The sequence below is a fragment of the Pseudomonas sp. MWU15-20650 genome (assembly GCF_023242475.1).
In the GTDB taxonomy this organism is placed as follows: Bacteria; Pseudomonadota; Gammaproteobacteria; order Pseudomonadales; family Pseudomonadaceae; genus Aquipseudomonas.
Genome location: NZ_JALJFG010000035.1, coordinates 53,284 through 70,690, shown reverse-complemented (window position 1 = coordinate 70,690; position 17,407 = coordinate 53,284). Strand labels below are relative to the sequence as shown.

The 17,407-nt window shown below is 58.0% G+C and carries 19 protein-coding genes and 1 tRNA gene; 3 read left to right on the top strand and 17 right to left on the bottom strand.

Annotation, left to right across the window (positions count from 1 at the left end; translation table 11 throughout):
* Positions 1–230: 230 nt before the first annotated feature.
* The 3 genes from M5B43_RS22230 to M5B43_RS22220 form a co-directional block, all read right to left on the bottom strand.
* Positions 231–1,652 (bottom strand): serralysin family metalloprotease, encoded by a 1,422-nt coding sequence (locus tag M5B43_RS22230; protein ID WP_248752095.1) that lies wholly within the window; start codon positions 1,650–1,652, stop codon positions 231–233.
* A gap of 497 nt (positions 1,653–2,149) precedes the next feature.
* A complete protein-coding gene (locus M5B43_RS22225; protein ID WP_248752094.1) occupies positions 2,150–2,575 on the bottom strand; it encodes an N-acetyltransferase in 426 nt (141 codons plus the stop codon).
* A 114-nt stretch (positions 2,576–2,689) separates the two neighbouring features.
* Entirely contained in the window at positions 2,690–3,184 is a 495-nt protein-coding gene (locus M5B43_RS22220) for a DUF2938 domain-containing protein (RefSeq protein ID WP_248752093.1), read from the bottom strand.
* A gap of 81 nt (positions 3,185–3,265) precedes the next feature.
* Here M5B43_RS22220 and M5B43_RS22215 point away from each other — a divergent pair, with 81 nt between their 5' ends.
* On the top strand, positions 3,266–3,697 hold the full coding sequence (locus tag M5B43_RS22215) for a helix-turn-helix domain-containing protein (RefSeq protein ID WP_248752092.1): 432 nt from the start codon (positions 3,266–3,268) through the stop codon (positions 3,695–3,697).
* Positions 3,698–3,839: 142 nt separating this feature from the next.
* Here the strand turns inward: M5B43_RS22215 and M5B43_RS22210 are convergent, their stop codons facing one another.
* From M5B43_RS22210 to M5B43_RS22180, 7 genes are all read right to left on the bottom strand, one after another.
* The gene (locus M5B43_RS22210) at positions 3,840–5,204 is read right to left on the bottom strand and encodes a hypothetical protein (RefSeq protein WP_248752091.1); all 1,365 of its coding nucleotides are present in this window, start codon (positions 5,202–5,204) and stop codon (positions 3,840–3,842) included.
* Between the two features lie 301 nt (positions 5,205–5,505).
* Complete coding sequence (locus tag M5B43_RS22205; protein ID WP_248752090.1) at positions 5,506–6,420, bottom strand: hypothetical protein; 915 nt, start codon at positions 6,418–6,420, stop codon at positions 5,506–5,508.
* A 164-nt stretch (positions 6,421–6,584) separates the two neighbouring features.
* Positions 6,585–7,352 (bottom strand): ATP-binding cassette domain-containing protein, encoded by a 768-nt coding sequence (locus M5B43_RS22200; RefSeq protein ID WP_248752089.1) that lies wholly within the window; start codon positions 7,350–7,352, stop codon positions 6,585–6,587.
* A gap of 18 nt (positions 7,353–7,370) precedes the next feature.
* A complete protein-coding gene (locus tag M5B43_RS22195) occupies positions 7,371–8,084 on the bottom strand; it encodes an ABC transporter permease (protein ID WP_248752088.1) in 714 nt (237 codons plus the stop codon).
* Positions 8,081–8,770 carry a histidine ABC transporter permease HisQ gene (hisQ, locus tag M5B43_RS22190; RefSeq protein WP_248752087.1) on the bottom strand — a complete coding sequence of 230 codons (690 nt, stop codon included), beginning with the start codon at positions 8,768–8,770 and terminating at the stop codon, positions 8,081–8,083. The genes M5B43_RS22195 and hisQ overlap by 4 nt, the downstream gene beginning before the upstream one ends.
* Positions 8,771–8,862: 92 nt before the next feature.
* Positions 8,863–9,651, bottom strand: coding sequence for an ABC transporter substrate-binding protein (locus M5B43_RS22185; protein ID WP_248752086.1), 789 nt, complete (start codon positions 9,649–9,651; stop codon positions 8,863–8,865).
* A gap of 65 nt (positions 9,652–9,716) precedes the next feature.
* On the bottom strand, positions 9,717–10,889 hold the full coding sequence (locus tag M5B43_RS22180) for a M20 aminoacylase family protein (protein ID WP_248752085.1): 1,173 nt from the start codon (positions 10,887–10,889) through the stop codon (positions 9,717–9,719).
* Between the two features lie 85 nt (positions 10,890–10,974).
* Here M5B43_RS22180 and M5B43_RS22175 point away from each other — a divergent pair, with 85 nt between their 5' ends.
* Positions 10,975–11,964 carry a LysR substrate-binding domain-containing protein gene (locus M5B43_RS22175; protein WP_248752084.1) on the top strand — a complete coding sequence of 330 codons (990 nt, stop codon included), beginning with the start codon at positions 10,975–10,977 and terminating at the stop codon, positions 11,962–11,964.
* Between the two features lie 164 nt (positions 11,965–12,128).
* Here the strand turns inward: M5B43_RS22175 and M5B43_RS22170 are convergent.
* The 5 genes from M5B43_RS22170 to M5B43_RS22150 all read right to left on the bottom strand — a co-directional run bounded on the left by M5B43_RS22170 (position 12,129) and on the right by M5B43_RS22150 (position 15,841).
* Positions 12,129–12,204: transfer RNA gene (locus M5B43_RS22170), tRNA-Gly, on the bottom strand.
* Positions 12,205–12,264: 60 nt separating this feature from the next.
* Positions 12,265–12,825: a CDP-diacylglycerol--glycerol-3-phosphate 3-phosphatidyltransferase gene (pgsA, locus tag M5B43_RS22165; RefSeq protein WP_071484763.1), complete on the bottom strand. Its 561-nt coding sequence runs from the start codon at positions 12,823–12,825 to the stop codon at positions 12,265–12,267.
* Between the two features lie 32 nt (positions 12,826–12,857).
* Positions 12,858–14,681, bottom strand: coding sequence for an excinuclease ABC subunit UvrC (gene uvrC, locus M5B43_RS22160; RefSeq protein WP_248752083.1), 1,824 nt, complete (start codon positions 14,679–14,681; stop codon positions 12,858–12,860).
* A 1-nt stretch (position 14,682) separates the two neighbouring features.
* Positions 14,683–15,324, bottom strand: a complete 642-nt coding sequence (gene uvrY / locus M5B43_RS22155) for a UvrY/SirA/GacA family response regulator transcription factor (protein ID WP_017530522.1) — start codon at positions 15,322–15,324, stop codon at positions 14,683–14,685.
* Positions 15,325–15,475: 151 nt separating this feature from the next.
* The gene (locus M5B43_RS22150; RefSeq protein WP_248752082.1) at positions 15,476–15,841 is read right to left on the bottom strand and encodes a helix-turn-helix transcriptional regulator; all 366 of its coding nucleotides are present in this window, start codon (positions 15,839–15,841) and stop codon (positions 15,476–15,478) included.
* Positions 15,842–15,923: 82 nt separating this feature from the next.
* Here M5B43_RS22150 and M5B43_RS22145 point away from each other — a divergent pair, with 82 nt between their 5' ends.
* A complete protein-coding gene (locus M5B43_RS22145; RefSeq protein WP_248752081.1) occupies positions 15,924–16,163 on the top strand; it encodes a DNA-binding protein in 240 nt (79 codons plus the stop codon).
* Positions 16,164–16,197: 34 nt separating this feature from the next.
* On the opposite strand, the gene M5B43_RS22140 is transcribed toward M5B43_RS22145, so the two are convergent.
* Positions 16,198–16,629, bottom strand: a complete 432-nt coding sequence (locus M5B43_RS22140; RefSeq protein ID WP_248752080.1) for a GNAT family N-acetyltransferase — start codon at positions 16,627–16,629, stop codon at positions 16,198–16,200.
* A 19-nt stretch (positions 16,630–16,648) separates the two neighbouring features.
* Positions 16,649–17,398 carry a carbon-nitrogen hydrolase family protein gene (locus M5B43_RS22135; RefSeq protein ID WP_248752079.1) on the bottom strand — a complete coding sequence of 250 codons (750 nt, stop codon included), beginning with the start codon at positions 17,396–17,398 and terminating at the stop codon, positions 16,649–16,651.
* Positions 17,399–17,407 lie beyond the last annotated feature (9 nt).

The window sequence follows — 17,407 nt, the reverse complement described above, 5'->3', positions numbered from 1 at the left end:
AAGAAGGACGAATGCGGTGTACCCGATACTGCGCAGAGACAGTTTTGGGGGCTGCTGCGCAGCCCAACGCGGGACAAGCCCGCTCGCCACAGGGGAATATGACGGCCTTCAAAAGTTGTGTAGATACCTATGCCCTGATGTCACAACACAAGCGATGGCGTTGGCATGAAAGGCAAAAAGCGAAGCCCGTTATCTGGCTTCGCTTTTTTTGTGCCTATTGACGGTTTGGCTCAGGCGATGATGTCGGTCGTCGCGGCCTGCCCAACCGTGCCGACCGCAAAATCCACCAGGCCACGGCCGGTGAGGTCGACCATCAGGCTGGTCTGGTTGGTCTCCTGGAAGTAGGTCAGGATGGCGTCGCCGGCATGCCCGGTGAAACCCGTCACGAAGTTCAGCGTCGCGCCGGCTGAGGCGAACGCGGCAATGCCTGACAGGTCGATTTTGTCCTGCCCACTGGTGAAGTCCATGATCCAGGCCGGCGCGGCCATCGTCGAGTCGCTGGCCTGGCCGAACACGAAGGTATCGGCACCGGCGCCACCCCATAAGGTATCCCCACCGCCGCCACCGTAGATGATGTCGTTCCCGGCACCGCCTTCGAGGACGTTGGCAGCCGCATTGCCAATCAATAGATCGTCACCCGCCCCCCCGATGGCATTTTCCAGCGTCACCCCATGAGCAATAGACACGTTACCCACCAGACCACCCACGTCGGAAAACGAACCCGCATTGAGGTTGATTTTCTGGTTCTGGCTGAAACCGGAAAAGTCCAGGGTGTCGTTACCGCCGCCGTCCCACACCGAGAACACCAGCTTGTCGCTGGAGGTGTTCGCCGTGTAGAAATCACGCTCGGTGTTCGAATTGAAACCGTAGACGGTGTTGCCGTCGCGGGTATCCAGGTTGGCCCCGTAGAGCTTCTGGATTGCCACGATATCGTCCATCAACGGGGCAGACGAATACGCACCACTGAAGTTCTGCTGGGTATTACTTTCACTCCAGTAACTCATGAGGCTATAGCCACGCGTGTCCTCGGCATACGTGACATCGTTATACGTCGGGCTGCCGTTACCGGCGTTGTAGTTGCCGGGATGGGACAGGCCCAGGGAATGACCGATTTCGTGGGTCAGGGTCTGCCGGCCGTAGTTGCCGTTGTCCGGGGTGGTGTTGGTCTGATATTGGTCATTGACCATGTACCAGGACTGGCCGTCACGTGAACCACCGGTTGGCAAGTAGGCGAAGGCGGCGCCGCCGGCAAAGCCGCTGTAGTTGCCAAACGTCAGCTGACCATCGACCCCCCCTGGGGCGTCGGTGAAGGTGACATTGGCCACATCAGCCCAGGACTGCAGGGCGAGTACTGCCTGAGCTTTTTGCAGTGCATTGAACTCACTGAACGTACCCAGGGCCGGGTTGAAATCTGCGGGCTTGGAGGTCAGGAATGTATAGCTGAGGCTGATTTTTCCGTCGCCGTTCTGGTCATGCCAGCTCGCGCCTTTGCGCAGCAATTCGTCTGCGGCCTGATCGGCGGTGAACGAAGGCTTGCCGTTCACCAGGTCGACCCCACCGCGATCATACCCATGGATGAAACTGTCGACCTGATCATGGGCCTTGCTGCTCTGGCCGACAGAAGAAAGCACTTTCTCTTTTAGCTTTGACATAGACATCCTTGTTAACCGCTGAAAAAAACCCAATAGACGACGCTGCTCCTTCGAAAAGAACCGGCGCGCCCTTCATTGGAGGCAGGATGAAACTGGCATGGCCTGTAAGTTGGTGTCTAATTTAATTATTAGTTAGTGATCAGGCGCTCTTCAAAACACTGTCAAGGGCCAGGGGTTGACTGTTTTAATCATCAGGCGGCGGTGAACATCGTTAGTTGACCGAGAGCATGAGAGATAGAGGCTGCCAGGGCGGGTCTTCATGCTCGCAAAGCGAAAAGAAAGAGGGCGAGTAACAAGGCGATTGTTTTTTTCACTGTTCGCCCTATTTGTCCTCTGTATCGGGGGCAAACGGCTTGATTAAAAACGAATTCATTTGTTACAAATAAACCATGCGATATTACAGAGTACGCAACGACAGCTCACCTGCAAGTATTCAAGGCAAGCTCAATCTTGCGAATCCAGTCAACCATGAGAGGTCGGCAACACTCAGAGGCTAACTAAGCCTCCCAGCGCATCACCTTCTCAAGGTGGCCGGTGTGCTCGTCCAGTTGTTCATTGAGCACTGTAAAGCCCTGATGCTCATAAAAATGAATACTCGGTGCATTCGCTGAGTACACAGACAGCTCTAGAATTGATTTAGAGGTCATGGCATCCACCAGAAGCTGCGTACCTATACCGCGCCCTTGATGCTCAGGCGAGACGAAGAGTGCCGCCAGCGTCTCTCCATACACAGAGGAAAATCCTACTATCACCCCATCTACCTCAAACACTCGAGACATGGCGCTGGGTAGGTACACCTCACGCATAGCGTCAAGTTGGGTGCGCCAAAACTCAGGGGCTATGAAGTGATGCGCTTGGATCGACGCTCGTAACCAAATATCCAATACGGACTCTAGGTCGACGCTTTGTAAGTCGCGAATCATGAAGAGGCAATCGTTGAGTGAGGCCGGGGAGTATGCCATACCCCTACCCTTCGCCGACCACCATTGGCGACGGCGCGCGTAGAGGCTTCGCATGTGCTTTAAGTGTCGCGCCTGTTAGTGCCAGGCCCAGGTAATGGCCAGCGCGGCCAAGTAGAGGCCCACGCCAAAGACGCCATGACTCATTAAACTGCGCAGGCAATTCTTGCCTGGCGTCGGTGTCTTGGAGGATGCAAATCCCACCCCCATGGCAGGCTGTATCACCAAAAGCGGGACTGCCACTGTGACCACACCCAACACGAGTGCCGGCAGGAAGGTGGGGGCCTGCAGCCAGGCAACACCTTCCATCCAGACCAGCAATATCGCGAAAACGACACCGGTAACGTAGTGCGCTATCCAGCCCAGGGCCACTTCGCCTCGAACGGGCATCGCCTGTCCAATGCTGGAATGTGCGAACCGCCCCTGGCATGCATGACCGACCCAACGTCCCACCAACGCGATATTCAGCGTGGGCACGCCAAGGGCCTTCATCAGCAACATCCACGCATCCATCACGACGGTTGCCCCCGCCCCCAACAAAACCACCTGTGCAACCACTTCCAGCAATGCCATAACGACCTCTTATTCATGGACCCATTCATCGTGCGCAGGCATCATAGAAGTTGAAGTCAACTTCAAGTCAATGGTCTGCCAATGGATATCACTGAGGTCGTCAAACGCACGGGAGTCCCTGCCCACACGTTGCGTTTTTATGAGAAGAAAGGCTTGATCACATCCATCAGCCCACCGGGTGCTCGCCGCCAGTTTGCAGCGGCGGTGGTTGAGCAATTGGCGGTTATCGCACTCGGACAGGCAGGCGGCCTCTCGCTGGACGAGATACAGGCCATGCTGCTCCCCAATGGTCAGGCCGATGTGGATAGAGCCGTACTGACGGCCAAAGCCGATGAGATCGATGCGACTGTCAGGCAGATGCAGGCCATGAGCCGGGGATTGCGGCATGCGGCTGCATGCCCTGCCCCCAGCCACGCGCACTGTCCGAATTTCCGTCGGCTACTCAACATCGCTGCCGCTGGGCTCTTCAAGCGCGGCAGGCATACGGCCCTTCGGCCGTCCTCACATCAATGAGTCCCCTGCCTTTCGATCCAGCTCGGTGACCGCGCCCGAAGCCACTGTCGGCACCCCAGCTGCAAAGCCGTCTGCCTCGCGTCCCTGGCTTTGAGCTAATCCATAGCATCAGGGTTGTAGTTCCCCCTTCTGACCGCACACCTCACCAAAACCAATAAGGCAGGGACTTGGGTGTCGGTTCATTGGCCAACTCCAGGTGGTAAGTAACAGCGTTAAAGAAGAACATATCCAATAGGAGGAAAGCGCCAGCACCAAAACAGAAAATCACAAACTCCCGATGTGGATGCCCGCAGAGACGTGACGCCATCCAAGGCCGAACGGCTACAAGGGTAATCAGGCCCATGGACGCACCGAGATAGTTAGGCTGCAGAGGCACCACCGCATACAGACTATAAATAAAGGCGAGCAGTAACATTACCAGGCCACCCACTGGCAGGTTCAGGCAAAACTTCAGCAGCGTGTCTCGGGTTCGTGCAAAGAGCCGGCGCCGGTCGACGAAAATATAGGCCGCCAATAAGGAAATCGCGGGCGTGATTGAAAGGATGTAACGCGCTTTCTTCGAGCTTGGGAGGGTGAACAGCACGATCACCACAAGCACCCAGCCCGTGAGATACAAGAGCATGTTCGTGGCCGGATGAGGCGAGCGTTCAAAAAAGTACTTGCCCTTCTTGAAGATAACGCTCACAGCAATAAAAGCGGTGACCCCATAGGTCAGCAACCCTGCAGAAAAATAGAAGTAGTAGCGCGGCGCGTGATCACTGGAAAACCGCCCCAGCCCTTGCATGATCAATACCTCGCGTAGAAAAGCCTCCCCACCTTGTACGTAGGCCGCCCCTGCCAGCACTGTAATACCGGTGGCCAGAACCACGCCCGCCAGTAAACAGAACACCACCAGCATGCGCCATTGCTTGCTCAGGAAATAATAAGAGGCGACCACACTGGCGGGGCCGATCAGACCAATAGGGCCGCGAAAGGCAAAGCCAAGCGCAAGGCCAGCAAGCACCAGCAGCAACCGATAACGTTGTTGGTGCACCTCTGCGGCATAGGCCAGGTAAAAACACATCACCGTAAAAAGCGCAGGGTAGACATCCAGCGCCAAGGAGTTCACACCGTCCAGGAATGACCAGGTGAAGAGTGCAAACACAACACCATAGGCCCCCCACCTTTTCTCATGCAATGCGCCGAGTTTGTAAATGAACACCAGCATCAAGGCGGCGGCAACACAAAAGGGAAACCCCATCGAAAGAACAGATACACGGCCAAACGGCAAAGAAACCAGATAAACAAGCAGCGTATTGAGCACCGTATAATCGGGATAAGGCTGCAGATCATCGGCAATGGGAAACAGTGTCACCCCGTGCTGGAGCATGTACTCGGCAAAATCGACAAAGCGCGTGGTGTAATTGAGCACGGCCGGCTTGTATTGCAGCACGGCCAATATCAGTAAGGTGATTATAAAGATAAATGAGCATGGCTTTTTTACGGCCATTTCCCTGAGCATTTTCATGTGGCCCTGCTACCCTTAAAAGTTCGCAGGCTAGCATTCCGCTTTTCGGGCCATCCAGACCAAAAGCGTGAAGAGTTGTTAAAAAATGCACCGCAAAACTTGCTCAAGCCGAGCGGTTTAATTACAAACCTGAACATCCGCTGAACACACTAGAAGCGTTGCGAACACCCCCGTACAGAGATTGGTTTTTTCCACACATAAACGCTGGCCCTCTTCTAGCACACTGTATTTCCAGCGCCTTTAAAAGATGCCCTTTAGACCAGCCCGGCGAAGTCACGGGCTTACTGTACTCGCGGCCCAATCAGGCACACGGTTTCCTGCCGCAGATCCGGTCCAGGTAGGGCTTGTGTTGTGTGTCTTGCGGTGAGAAAACCAGCGGCGCCTTGATCTCTATCTCGCCCGAGCTATCCGTCAGGGGCGCGCAATCCCCCAGGGTGACCCGCGCCGCTGCCCTCATGACCCACTGATCCACATTGGCATTGCCCGACCCCTTGAAAAGCGTCACCTGAGGTACACCGCTGTCCGACTTGAAGCGGTACGACAACGTCACGTGCTTGGCTTCACCCGTGGCATTGACGGCTTCGAACACCTCGCCTACCGCCATACGACGTGCCTGTAGCCTGACAAAACCTGTCAGCCAGAGCTGCTGATAACGCTGCGCCTGAGCTTCACTGAGCGGCTGCCCGGCACGGCGCAAACGGTCCATCGCCTTCCAGGCATCGTCGCGACAATATGTGACCGCGCCCAGATACAGGGCCAGTGCGCCGGGCAAATCCTGCGGGCCGCCCTTGCCCTCCTCCATCAATCGCCCCAGCGGCAACGCAGCGTTCTTGCCCGAGAGGCGATAGAACGCGCGCGCCGCGACATAGTCCATCGGCTCACCTTCACCGCGCTCGGCCATCTGCCCCAACAGAACATTGAAGACCGCGTCCAGCTTGGCCGCCTCGACGAACAGCGCGTGGGCCCTGCTGAAGTCTTGATCGACGCCGTATCCCCCTTCCTGATACAGCTTGCCCAGCGCGGCCTTGCACGTGGCATTTCCATAATCAGCGTAGCGCTCGATGTAACGCAGGTTCTCCCGCTCAAACGGCTGCTGGCCGCCGACCCACATGCATCGCAGGCCCACCAGTGGGGCGTCGTAGTCGGCAGGCCGGATCAGGCTCTGGCAGCCCATGATGGCCGTGAAAAACACGAGAAGGGTGAGGGTTTTGATCATGGCGTCCATGCATCCGCTGAAACAGAAAGCAGGCATTATGCCACTAATCAGGCGGCGGACCTCACCTCCACCGGATCACGCCAGGGTTGCATCAGAAAAAATGCGCCTATCGGGTTTTTGCCAATGCCACCGTAGGCAAAGGTAAAACCCGCTGCCAACGGTATCTACTGAATCCCCCTGGCCAAAAACTGCTGCAATCGCTCGCTGCGGGGCTGTTCCAGTACCACGCCCGGTGGCCCCTGCTCTTCCACGCGGCCCTGATGCAAAAACATAACGTGGTTCGACACCTGCCGGGCAAAGGCCATTTCATGGGTGACAACCACCATCGTGCGCCCCTCTTCGGCAAGCTGCTGCATCACCTTGAGGACCTCGCCCACCAGTTCGGGATCGAGGGCAGAGGTGGGTTCATCGAACAACATCACCTGGGGCTCCATGGCCAGCGCACGGGCAATAGCAACGCGCTGTTGCTGGCCGCCGGACAGATGAACCGGATACCGGGCCTCGACCTGTGTAGGCAAGTTAACCTTGGCGAGATAATGGCGCGCACGCTCCAACGCTTGCGAGCGACTCAGGCCCAGCACGCTCATCGGGCATTCGATGAGGTTTTCCAGCACCGTCATGTGGTTCCACAGATTGAAGTGCTGAAACACCATCGACAATTGGCTGCGTACCACCTGCAATTGCCTGGGATCCACCGCACACAAGTCGCCCTGTGAATTTTTGCGGGTGAGCAGCTCTTGCGAAGAGACGATAATCCGCCCCGCCGAGGGTTGTTCCAAATGATTGATGCAGCGCAAGAAAGTACTTTTCCCGGACCCTGAGGAGCCGATCAGGCAGATCACATCACCGGCCTTGGCCTTGAGCGAAACACCCTTGAGCACTTCGTGGCTGCCGTAGCTTTTATGAATATCTTCAACGATCAATTTATACATTCGAGCAAGTCCGATAGGTCAGTGCGTGCGAGGGGTGAGGTAGCCCAGCCAACGTAGTTCGCCGCGCCGGAACAGCCAGATCAGGCAATACGCGCTGGCGGCATACAGCACACCGGCAATGCCAAACGCGGTGAACGAGGCGTAGGTCGCCGAGTTGACGTCTCGGGCAACCTTCAATAAGTCAGGGACCGTGGCGGCAAACGCCACCGAGGTGGAATGCAGCATCAGAATCACTTCATTGCTGAAAAACGGCAGGGCCCGGCGTAGTGCCGACGGCAGGATGATCCGCCGATAAAGATTGAACCGGCTCATCCCATAGGCACGGGCGGCCTCGATATCGCCGTAGGGCGTGGCCCTGATCGAGCCGGCAAAAATCTCGGTCATATAGGCACAGGTGTTGAGCCCGAACGCCAATACCGTACAGTTGAAGCCGTCACGAAAAAAGGCGTTGAGAAAGTCCTGGGACCGAACCACCTGCAGGCTGTAGACCCCGGTGTAAAAGAACAGCAGCTGGATGTACAACGGGGTACCGCGAAATACGTAGGTGTAGCACCACACAGGTAAACGCAGCAGCGGATTGCGGCTGACGCGGGCAACCGACAACGGCACCGCCAACAAGAAACCGCTCACCACTGCCAGGATCAGCAACCACAAGGTCACCGCCAACCCGGAAAACTGAGCGCCGTCACGCCACAGGTACGCCTGCCAATAGGTGTCTAAAATACTGGTCATAACGCAGCCTTCCGAACACCCACCGAGTAACGGTGCTCAAGCCACCACAACACCCCGTTGGACACGGTGGTGATGGCCAGGTAAATCAGCCCACCCACCAGCGTGAAGTAAAAGAACTGCATCGAGCCCTTCCCGGCGTCCTGGGTGGCCTTGACCACATCGGTCAGGCCGATGATAGACACCAGCGCCGTGGACTTGATCAACACCTGCCAGTTGTTGCCAATACCCGGTAACGCATGCCGCAGCATTTGCGGGAACAGCACCTTGCGAAAGGTCTTCCCCCGGCTCATGCCGTAGGCGCGCGCCGCTTCTAACTGGCCCACCGGTACGGCCTGGAAGGCACCGCGAAACGTCTCGGTAAAGTACGCCCCGTAAATAAAGGACAAGGTCACGACACCGGCCAGAAAGGGATCGATGTCCACCTGGCCGACACCCAGCCAGTCAGTCAGCCGGTTGAGCAGCATCTGCAGGCTGAAAAACAGCAACAGCATGAGCACCAGGTCCGGCATGCTGCGGATCACCGTGGTGTAGCCGGTAGCCAACGTCCGCAACAGCCGGGAGGAGGACAACTTGGAACTGGCACCGATCAGTCCTGCCAGGACCGCGATCAAGAACGACCACAGCGCCAGCTTGATCGTGACCAAGGTGCCCAGCAGGATTTGCGGGCCAAAGCCTTCCAAAAACATTTCACTCTCCTTGTTCTTATTAGGATGAGGTGAAGGGGATGCTGAAGCAGAACGGCCTGTTCGACCGCCCTGCTCATCGTCGCAACACGGCGTTATTGGGCGCCGTAGACGTCGAAGTCAAAGTACTTTTTGTTGATCCGCGCATAAGTGCCGTTAGCCCGAATGGTCGCCAGTGCCTGGTTCAGGTCCTCGCGTAACTCGACATCGCTCTTGCGTAAGCCGATGCCGTCACCGACACCGAAAAAGCCCGGATCATCCAGGGTCGCGCCGGCAAACTCATAGTCCTTGCCCGACGGCGTACCCAGGAAGCCATAACTGGCCTGTATGGCTCCCTGCAGCGAGGCATCGAGTCGCCCCACCACCAGATCGGCGTACACCAGGTCCTGGTTCTGATAGGACAGAACGTCCACCCCCTTGGAGCCCCAGAGCGCTTTGGCATACGCCTCCTGGGTCGAGCCTTGCTCAACGCCAATGCGCTTGCCCTTGAGTGACTCGAGGGTCGGCAACAGGCCCGACCCGCGCTTGGCTACCAGCCGCGTCGGCGCGTTGGAAACTTTGTCGGTAAACGCAATCGTCTCCAGGCGTTTTGGCGTCACGGTCATCGAAGACGCCACCGCGTCGAACTTGCGCGCCAACAGCGCGGGGATCATCCCGTCCCAGCTGCTTTCAACCCATACACAACGGGCCTTGAGCTCGGCACACAGCGCCTCGGCGATGTCGACCCCGAAGCCGGTCAGCGTGCCGTCTCGGTTTTTGTATTCCAGCGGCGGGTACGTCGGGTCGACACCCAGCTTCAAGACTTTACCGGACCAGTCGGCCGCGCCGGACAGGCTCGATGCCGTCAAGCACACCAACGAAACAGCCGCAATTATCTTGTTCATTTTTATTATTCCTCTTCAGGCTGCAGACGATATTTGTACAGACCGGCGCTCGACCCTTCTGCCTCTCAACAACGCAGAAAGCTTTCGACCAGTTTGACCCAATAACTCGCGCCAATTGGCAGGCAAGCATCATTGAAGTCGTAGCCGGGGTTGTGCAGCAGGCAGCCGCTTTCGCCATCGCCATTGCCGATCACGAGGTAGCTGCCGGGGCATTTTTCGAGGATGAAGGCAAAATCCTCACTGGCGGTGAAGGGTCGCAGGTTGGTGATCAGGTGCTCCTCGCCCAGCCACTCGTGGGCAACTTCCCGGGCAAATGCGGTGGCCCCAGGATGGTTGATCAACACCGGATGACAATGCTGATAGTCGATCTCGGCCCGGGCCCCGAAACTCGCGGCCTGACCGTTGACCAGCTGGGTAATCCTGACTTCGAGCAACTGGCGAATCTCGGGGGTCAATGCCCGTACACTCAAGCTCATGCTTGCACTGGAGGGGATGACATTCGAGGCACTTCCGGCATGGATGGAGCCCACGGTGATAATCGCCACATCCTGCGGGTTGACGTTGCGCGAGACGATGCTTTGCAGGGCAATCACGATCGAGGAGCACACCACCACCGGGTCGACCGCTTTGTGCGGCACCGCACCATGGCCACCGGTGCCGATGATGGTGATCGTCACGGTATCGGCAGAGGCCATGAACGGCCCGCTGTAGAACCCCAGGTGCCCAACGGGGTAGCCCGGCACGTTATGCAGGGCGAAGATCGCATCACACGGGAAGCGCTCAAGCAGTCCGTCTTCAAGCATTTTTCTCGCGCCGCCCAGCCCCTCTTCAGCCGGCTGGAAAATCAGCTGCAACGTGCCGTTGAAAGCCCGGGTCTGCGCCAGATGCCTGGCGGCAGCCAACAGGGTTGCCGTATGGCCGTCGTGGCCACAGGCATGCATGACGCCGTCGACACGGCTGGCATAGGGCAAGCCAGTGGTTTCCTGAATCGGCAGTGCATCCATGTCGGCACGCAGGCCGATGGATCGGCCCTCTCCATTTTTCAGGGTACCCACGACACCGGTCTTGCCGACCCCCGTACTGACCTCGAAACCCCAACTGGCCAAACACGCGGCAACGCGCTCGCTGGTGGCGAACTCTTCAAACCCCAGTTCGGGATGGGCGTGAAAGCTGTGGCGCAACGCAATCATTTCATCTTGCAGCGCTGCAATACCTGGCAGGACATGGCCGGCATTCATTGTTGTTCCCCTTCGACAAGAGCTGAGCGGTGGTTGGGATGGATCTTAGGGAACGGGCTCTGGGCTGGGGAGACGCAGTTTGGTTATGATGACAACCCTTAGTTGTCACCAGGGCGAGCAGATGAAACTGCATCAATTACAAGCGCTGATTGCCAGCGCCGAAACCGGCAGCATTCGTGCCGCCGCCCGTTCACTGGGGATTTCCCAGGCCGCCGTGACCAAAGCGCTGCGGGAACTGGAAACCAGCCAGCAACTCCCGCTGTTCACCCGAAACGCCAGCGGCCTGAACTTCACCGAATACGGCAAAGTGCTGTTGACCCACGCCCGACTGGTCATCAAACAACTGGAATACGCGCAGGCTGAGCTCGACCACCTGCGGGGCAAAGCTCAGGGCCGGCTCTGTGTCGGGATCACGCCCTGGATCGCCCTGACGTTCCTGCCCGAAGTGGTCCTGGTTTTTCGCGAACGCATGCCACACATCCGCCTGGAATTATTCGAAAGCCTGATGGCCGTGGCCCAACCGCTGCTGCGCGATGGCAGCATGGACTTTGCAATCGGCCAGCTTCACCCGGCGCAATCGACCCAGGAGTTTGCCTGCGAAACACTGCTCGATTACCAGACGTCGGTGCTGGTCCGCCAAGGCCACGCACGACAAGGTGCGCGCTCGATCCATGAACTGCTGGAGGAAAACTGGACGCTGAACTACGCCCCGGACGGGCACGACGGCCTGATGCAGGAGTTGTTCTGGCAACACGGTGCGCAGATCGACGAAAACCGCATCGTCCGTGCCCACTCGCTGGCGATCCTGCAGATGATGGTCGAGCGGGCCGACATGTGCACCTGGGGGCCGTCTATCGTCAGTATTGCCCCGCCCTTCCTCGGTCGATTGGTTTCCCTGCACCTGACTGAGCAGTTCGAACCGCGCCAGTTGAGCATCGTGACACGCCGAAACGTTGCACTGAGCAATCCGGCGCAATGCTTCACCGATTGCCTGCTGCACGTCATTCGGCGTCATGCCCGCTCGGCTAAGAAGGAGGACCGGGAACTGTTTGAAACATTACGACTGCTGCAGTGAGAGGCCCCCCCCCGATATTCCACCCTCACCCGTGGTGCACGACGATGGCGACCTGGATTCATTCCTGTATTTTTTGCACAAACGAAAAAAGACGCCGAAGCGTCTATTCCCTAAATCGCAGGCAAAAAAAAGCCACTCGTTAGAGTGGCTTTTTCATTAATGCTTGGAGCGGGAAACGAGACTCGAACTCGCGACCCCGACCTTGGCAAGGTCGTGCTCTACCAACTGAGCTATTCCCGCTTGGTGATGCGCATTCTATAGAAATCTCAGAACCCGTCAACCCCTTGATTCAAAAAAGTTTTATTTCTTTTCAACGGTGGTGCGCAGATGCGGCCAGGCAGCGCGCAAATATTGGAGCATGGACCACAACGTCAGGCCGGCGGCGATCAGCAGCAAGGCATAGCCAATAAGGACCCAGAAGGAAAAGTCCGACGGGTTGGCCAGCAGGATGACCAGTGCGAGCATCTGCGCCGCGGTTTTCCACTTGCCCATGTTGGAAACGGCGACGTGGGCGCGGGCACCGATTTCGGCCATCCATTCGCGCAGGGCCGAGACGACGATTTCGCGGCCAATGATGACGGCGGCCGGTAACGTCAGCCACAGGTTGCCGTGCTCCTGCACCAGCAGGACCAAGGCGACAGCGACCATGAGTTTATCGGCCACCGGGTCCAGGAACGCGCCGAAGGGTGTGCTTTGCTCCAGGCGGCGTGCCAGGTAACCATCGAGCCAGTCGGTGGCAGCGGCAAAAGCGAACACCGAACTGGATGCGGCATAGCTCCATTCGTACGGCAAATAAAACAACAGAATGAAAATCGGAATAAGCAGGACGCGTAGAACGGTGATCAGATTAGGGATATTCATCGGCACAACTGGCTACGAGGTGAGAAGGCATTCTATTCGCTGTGCAGGTTTGCATAAATCAGCTCAGCGAGCTTTTTACTGATACCGGGTGCTTTGGCTATTTCGTCAATGCTGGCACGGGATAGCTCCTGCAAGCCACCAAAATGTTTAAGCAGGTCGCGACGCCGTGTCGGGCCGACCCCTGCCACCCCTTCCAGGGTTGAGGTTCGCCGGGTTTTGCCGCGACGGGCACGGTGCCCGGTAATGGCAAAACGGTGGGCTTCGTCACGGATCTGTTGAATCAGGTGAAGTGCGGGTGAGTCGCCCTTCAAAGTGAACTCATGGGCGGCATCATTCAAGTACAACGTTTCGAAACCCGCCTTGCGCGTAGCGCCCTTGGCCACGCCGAGCAGGATCAGGTCGGGCACGGCCAGCTCGTTGAGCACGTCACGGGCCATGGACAACTGGCCCTTGCCGCCGTCCACCAGCAGGATATCGGGCAACTTGCCCTCCCCGTCCTTCAACTTGCTGAAACGCCGCATGAGGGCCTGATGCATGGCGGCGTAGTCATCGCCAGCGGTGACGCCTTCAATATTGTAGCGCCGGTAATCGGATTTGATCGGCCCTTCCGGCCCGAACACCACGCAGGAGGCCACGGTTGCCTCGCCGCTGGAGTGGCTGATGTCGTAGCACTCCAGCCGTTGGGGCGGCTCGTCCAGGTTGAGGACTTGCGCCAAGGCGTCAAAACGCGCAGCGACGTGCTGTCGATTGGCCAGGCGTGCGCCCAGCGCCTGTTCGGCGTTGGTCACCGCCAATTGCTGCCAGCGCGCACGGGTGCCGCGTACGCGGTGGCTGATGTCCAACTCGCGGCCACGCAGCTCGTGGATTGCCTCAATCAAGGTCGGGAAGTCTTCATGCACCACGTTGACGATCAGTTCCGACGGCAGGTCGCGTTCAGGGCTGCTGACATAATATTGGCCCAGGAACGCAGCCATGACCTCAGCCACTTCCTCATCGATGCCGGTCTGTGGGAAGAAGTTCTTGCTGCCCAGCACCCGCCCGCCACGCACGCTGATCAGGTGCACACAGGCGCCGCCGGGGTTGACGAAAGCGGCGATTACATCGACGTCGCCCGTGCCCCCTTCCATGCTCTGCTGGTCCTGGACGCGGCGCAGCAAGGAGATCTGGTCGCGCAACTCGGCCGCACGCTCGAAATCCAGGGTGCTGGCGGCCTGCTCCATGGCGCCGGACAGCTCATCGGTCAGGGCGTTGCTGCGCCCCTCAAGGAACATCACCGAATGCCGCACGTCCTCGGCATACTCGGCCGGCTCAACCAACCCCACACAGGGCGCCTTGCAGCGTTTGATCTGATATTGCAGGCAGGGCCGCGTACGGTTCTTGTAGAAGCTGTCTTCGCACTGGCGCACGAAGAAGGTCTTTTGCAGCAGGCTCAGGCTCTCACGGATAGCACCGGCACTGGGGTAAGGCCCGAAATACTTGCCCTTCTGCTTCTTCGCTCCACGGTGAATGCTCAACCGTGGGAAATCACCGTCGGATAAATACACGTAAGGGTAGGATTTATCATCACGCAGCAGGATGTTGTAGGGCGGCCGCCATTCCTTGATCAGCGTCTGCTCAAGCAGCAGCGCTTCAGTCTCATTGGCGGTAATGGTGGTTTCGACCTGGGCAATGCGCCCCACCAGGGCGGCGGTCTTCGGTGCCAGGCCGGTCTTGCGAAAGTAGCTCGCCAAGCGGCTCTTAAGGTTCTTGGCTTTGCCCACATAAAGCAGGCGTGCCTCGCTGTCGAACATGCGGTACACGCCAGGGCGGCCACTGCAGGTTGAAAGAAAGGCACTCGGATCAAACGGTGTGGTCATGTCAGGCGCTGGCGTCCACCATGCCGTGGCGCACCGCGAGCAGGGTCAATTCAACATCACTGCTGATGGCGAGCTTCTCGAAGATGCGATAGCGGTAGGTATTGACGGTTTTGGGCGACAGGCACAGCTTGTCAGAGATCGACTGCACTTTCTGGCAGCCGACAATCATCAAGGCGATCTGGATTTCCCGCTCCGACAGCGCATCAAACGGTGAGTCGCTGGTGGGCTGGAAAGACTTGATAGCCAACTGCTGGGCAATCTGCGGGCTGATATACCGCTGGCCGGCAAACACCAGGCGAATGGCTTGCACCATCTCTGCCAGGCCCGCGCCTTTGGTGAGATAGCCGGCGGCACCGGCCTGCAAAAGGCGAGTCGGAAACGGGTCCTCCTCGCACACCGTCACCACCACGACTTTGATGTCCGGGTGGCTACGCAACAATTTGGTAGTGGCGCCAAGACCGCCGATCCCAGGCATCTTGACGTCCATCAAAACCACATCGGGTTTCAACTCCCGGGCTTTGATCAGGGATTCCTCCCCCGACTCAGCCTGGCCGACTACTTGCAGGCCGTCGATGTCAGCCAGCATTCGTGTAATGCCTGTACGAACGAGATCATGGTCATCGACTACTAGCACCCTAATCAAGCAGACACCTCGCGATATGGTCTTATAGGTTGCTGAACACCTTAGCAAAAAACCAACGTGCAGACCTAGCGACAAGCGTCATATATATAGAGTTTGGGTACACAGCGTTCGTCCGCCAAGCTGCGGATGGCCCAATTTACTGGGCCAAAGGTCAGGATTCTTGCGGTTGAGGCTTAGCTTTTCCATTGAGCGAAGTGGAATGCTCGGCCAGCGTCGACGTCAGGCGGCGGATTGCATCCTGGTCTTCCTTGAACATAGCCCGGTAATCACCCAGCACTTTCTCTTCAATCTGGCTCAGATGCTCAAGCTGAATTGGCATGGCATTTCCAGTCAACACATACAGGATATCCACTCCCTTCTCGGCCACACGAGACAAATAGTCGGCCTTGGGCGCTCGACCTCCGTTTTCGTATTTGCCTTGTGCGTTAGCTTCGACGCCTCCTATTTCACCAAACACTTTTTGCGACAGGCCCAGTCGCTCTCTTTCTTGCCGCAAACGTAAACCGATTCCACTCATTTGGATGTATGATCCTGTTTGGCACACCCCAAGAGGTGACACACTCATCTCTTTGTTAAACAAACTTGAACGGTTTTGAACTATGCACGGAATCCGTACTGCCGCACAAGCCAAGGCATGGCTGGAACACCAGGGAAAGTCGGTCCAAGCGTTCGCCCGTGAACATGGCGTAGATCCGGCAACCACCTATCAAGTGCTCGCTGGGCGCAAAAAGGGACGGCGTGGGGAAGCCCATAAGGTAGCGGTCCTTCTGGGCATGAAAGAAGGGATCATCCTTTCTGAAGCCGATGGCCAAAACAGCGATCAGGAAGTCATCTCCTAAGGCAGTATGCGCTTATTGGCCCGCCGCGCATCTTTTAGCTGGACGGACAGACACGCTCCATGCGCCAGAAGCAGTCTTCTTCACCGACGATGCTCAGCCCCATGCGTTGATAGAGCCTTCTGGCGGGGTTGTTCTTGAACACCGTCAAGCGCAACACGCCCAAGGCTTGCGCCTTGAGTGCCATTTGCTCCAGCACCCAACTGCCCGCGCCTTGCCCGCGACACCCTTCAAGCATATGCAGCTCGCGGATATAAAGCGCCTGGTTATCCCGGCTCAGGCTAATGAAACCCAGCAGGGTTTCGTCGCGATACACCAGCCAGCTTTCGCGCCCGGCCCAGGCCCTGTCGAAGCCCTCGTTTGACCACACCAAACCATATTGCAGGTAATAGCGGTTCATCGCTTGGTAGGTCAGGCTTCGGGCGAACGCACGGTCTTGATCGGTTGCCGCGCGCAGATGAAACGCCATGGCGTCGCGCTCCTTTAACTCAAAGGGCTAGTGCTTCAGCAGTCCAGTCGCCGTCAGTGCGATGGGCGATAACCAATGCCTCGCCGTCACCCGGCACAGCGGCGAGCACCCGGCCATCGGCCCCCCAGATAGCGCTGCGACCGGCACATGCCCAGCCTCCCGAGGGGCCACCATGGTTAGCCATCATCACCAGCATGCCATGCTCGGCGGCATAGCCTTGGAGTAACGCGCTGTCCGTTGCATAGCCGCCTTCACTGATCAACACACCGGCGGCATACACATTGGCACCCGCTTGCGCTGCCTGGCGCGGATGGCTGGGGTGGCAGAAGTCCGCGCAGACCGCCAGCGCAATACGATCACCCCCCCATTCGAGCAGGGCCCCGCCCTGCCCCGCAGTAAATACAGCGTCTTCGCCAGGGTGCAGATGCTGTTTGGTGTAGACCGCCAGGGAGCCGTCGCCTCCCAGCACCAGCGCGCCAATCAACACGCCCGCTTCTGGCGACCGTCGGATCGGCATCCCGACCACCGCAGTCAAGCGTAGCTCGCGCGCCATGTCACGCAGGGGCGCCAGCAGCTTGTCCTCAGGGGCAACCGCCAGGTCGGCTGCCAGCGCTGGCTCATAACCAGTTAATGACAGCTCGGGAAACACCAGCAATTGCACACCGTGCCCAGCCGCAACCCGCATAAATGCCAGGTGCCGTTCGATATTGGCCGGCACATCGCCTGCGATGGAAAAGGTTTGAGCCACAGCAAACGTCAAGGCAGTCATGGTCGCGTC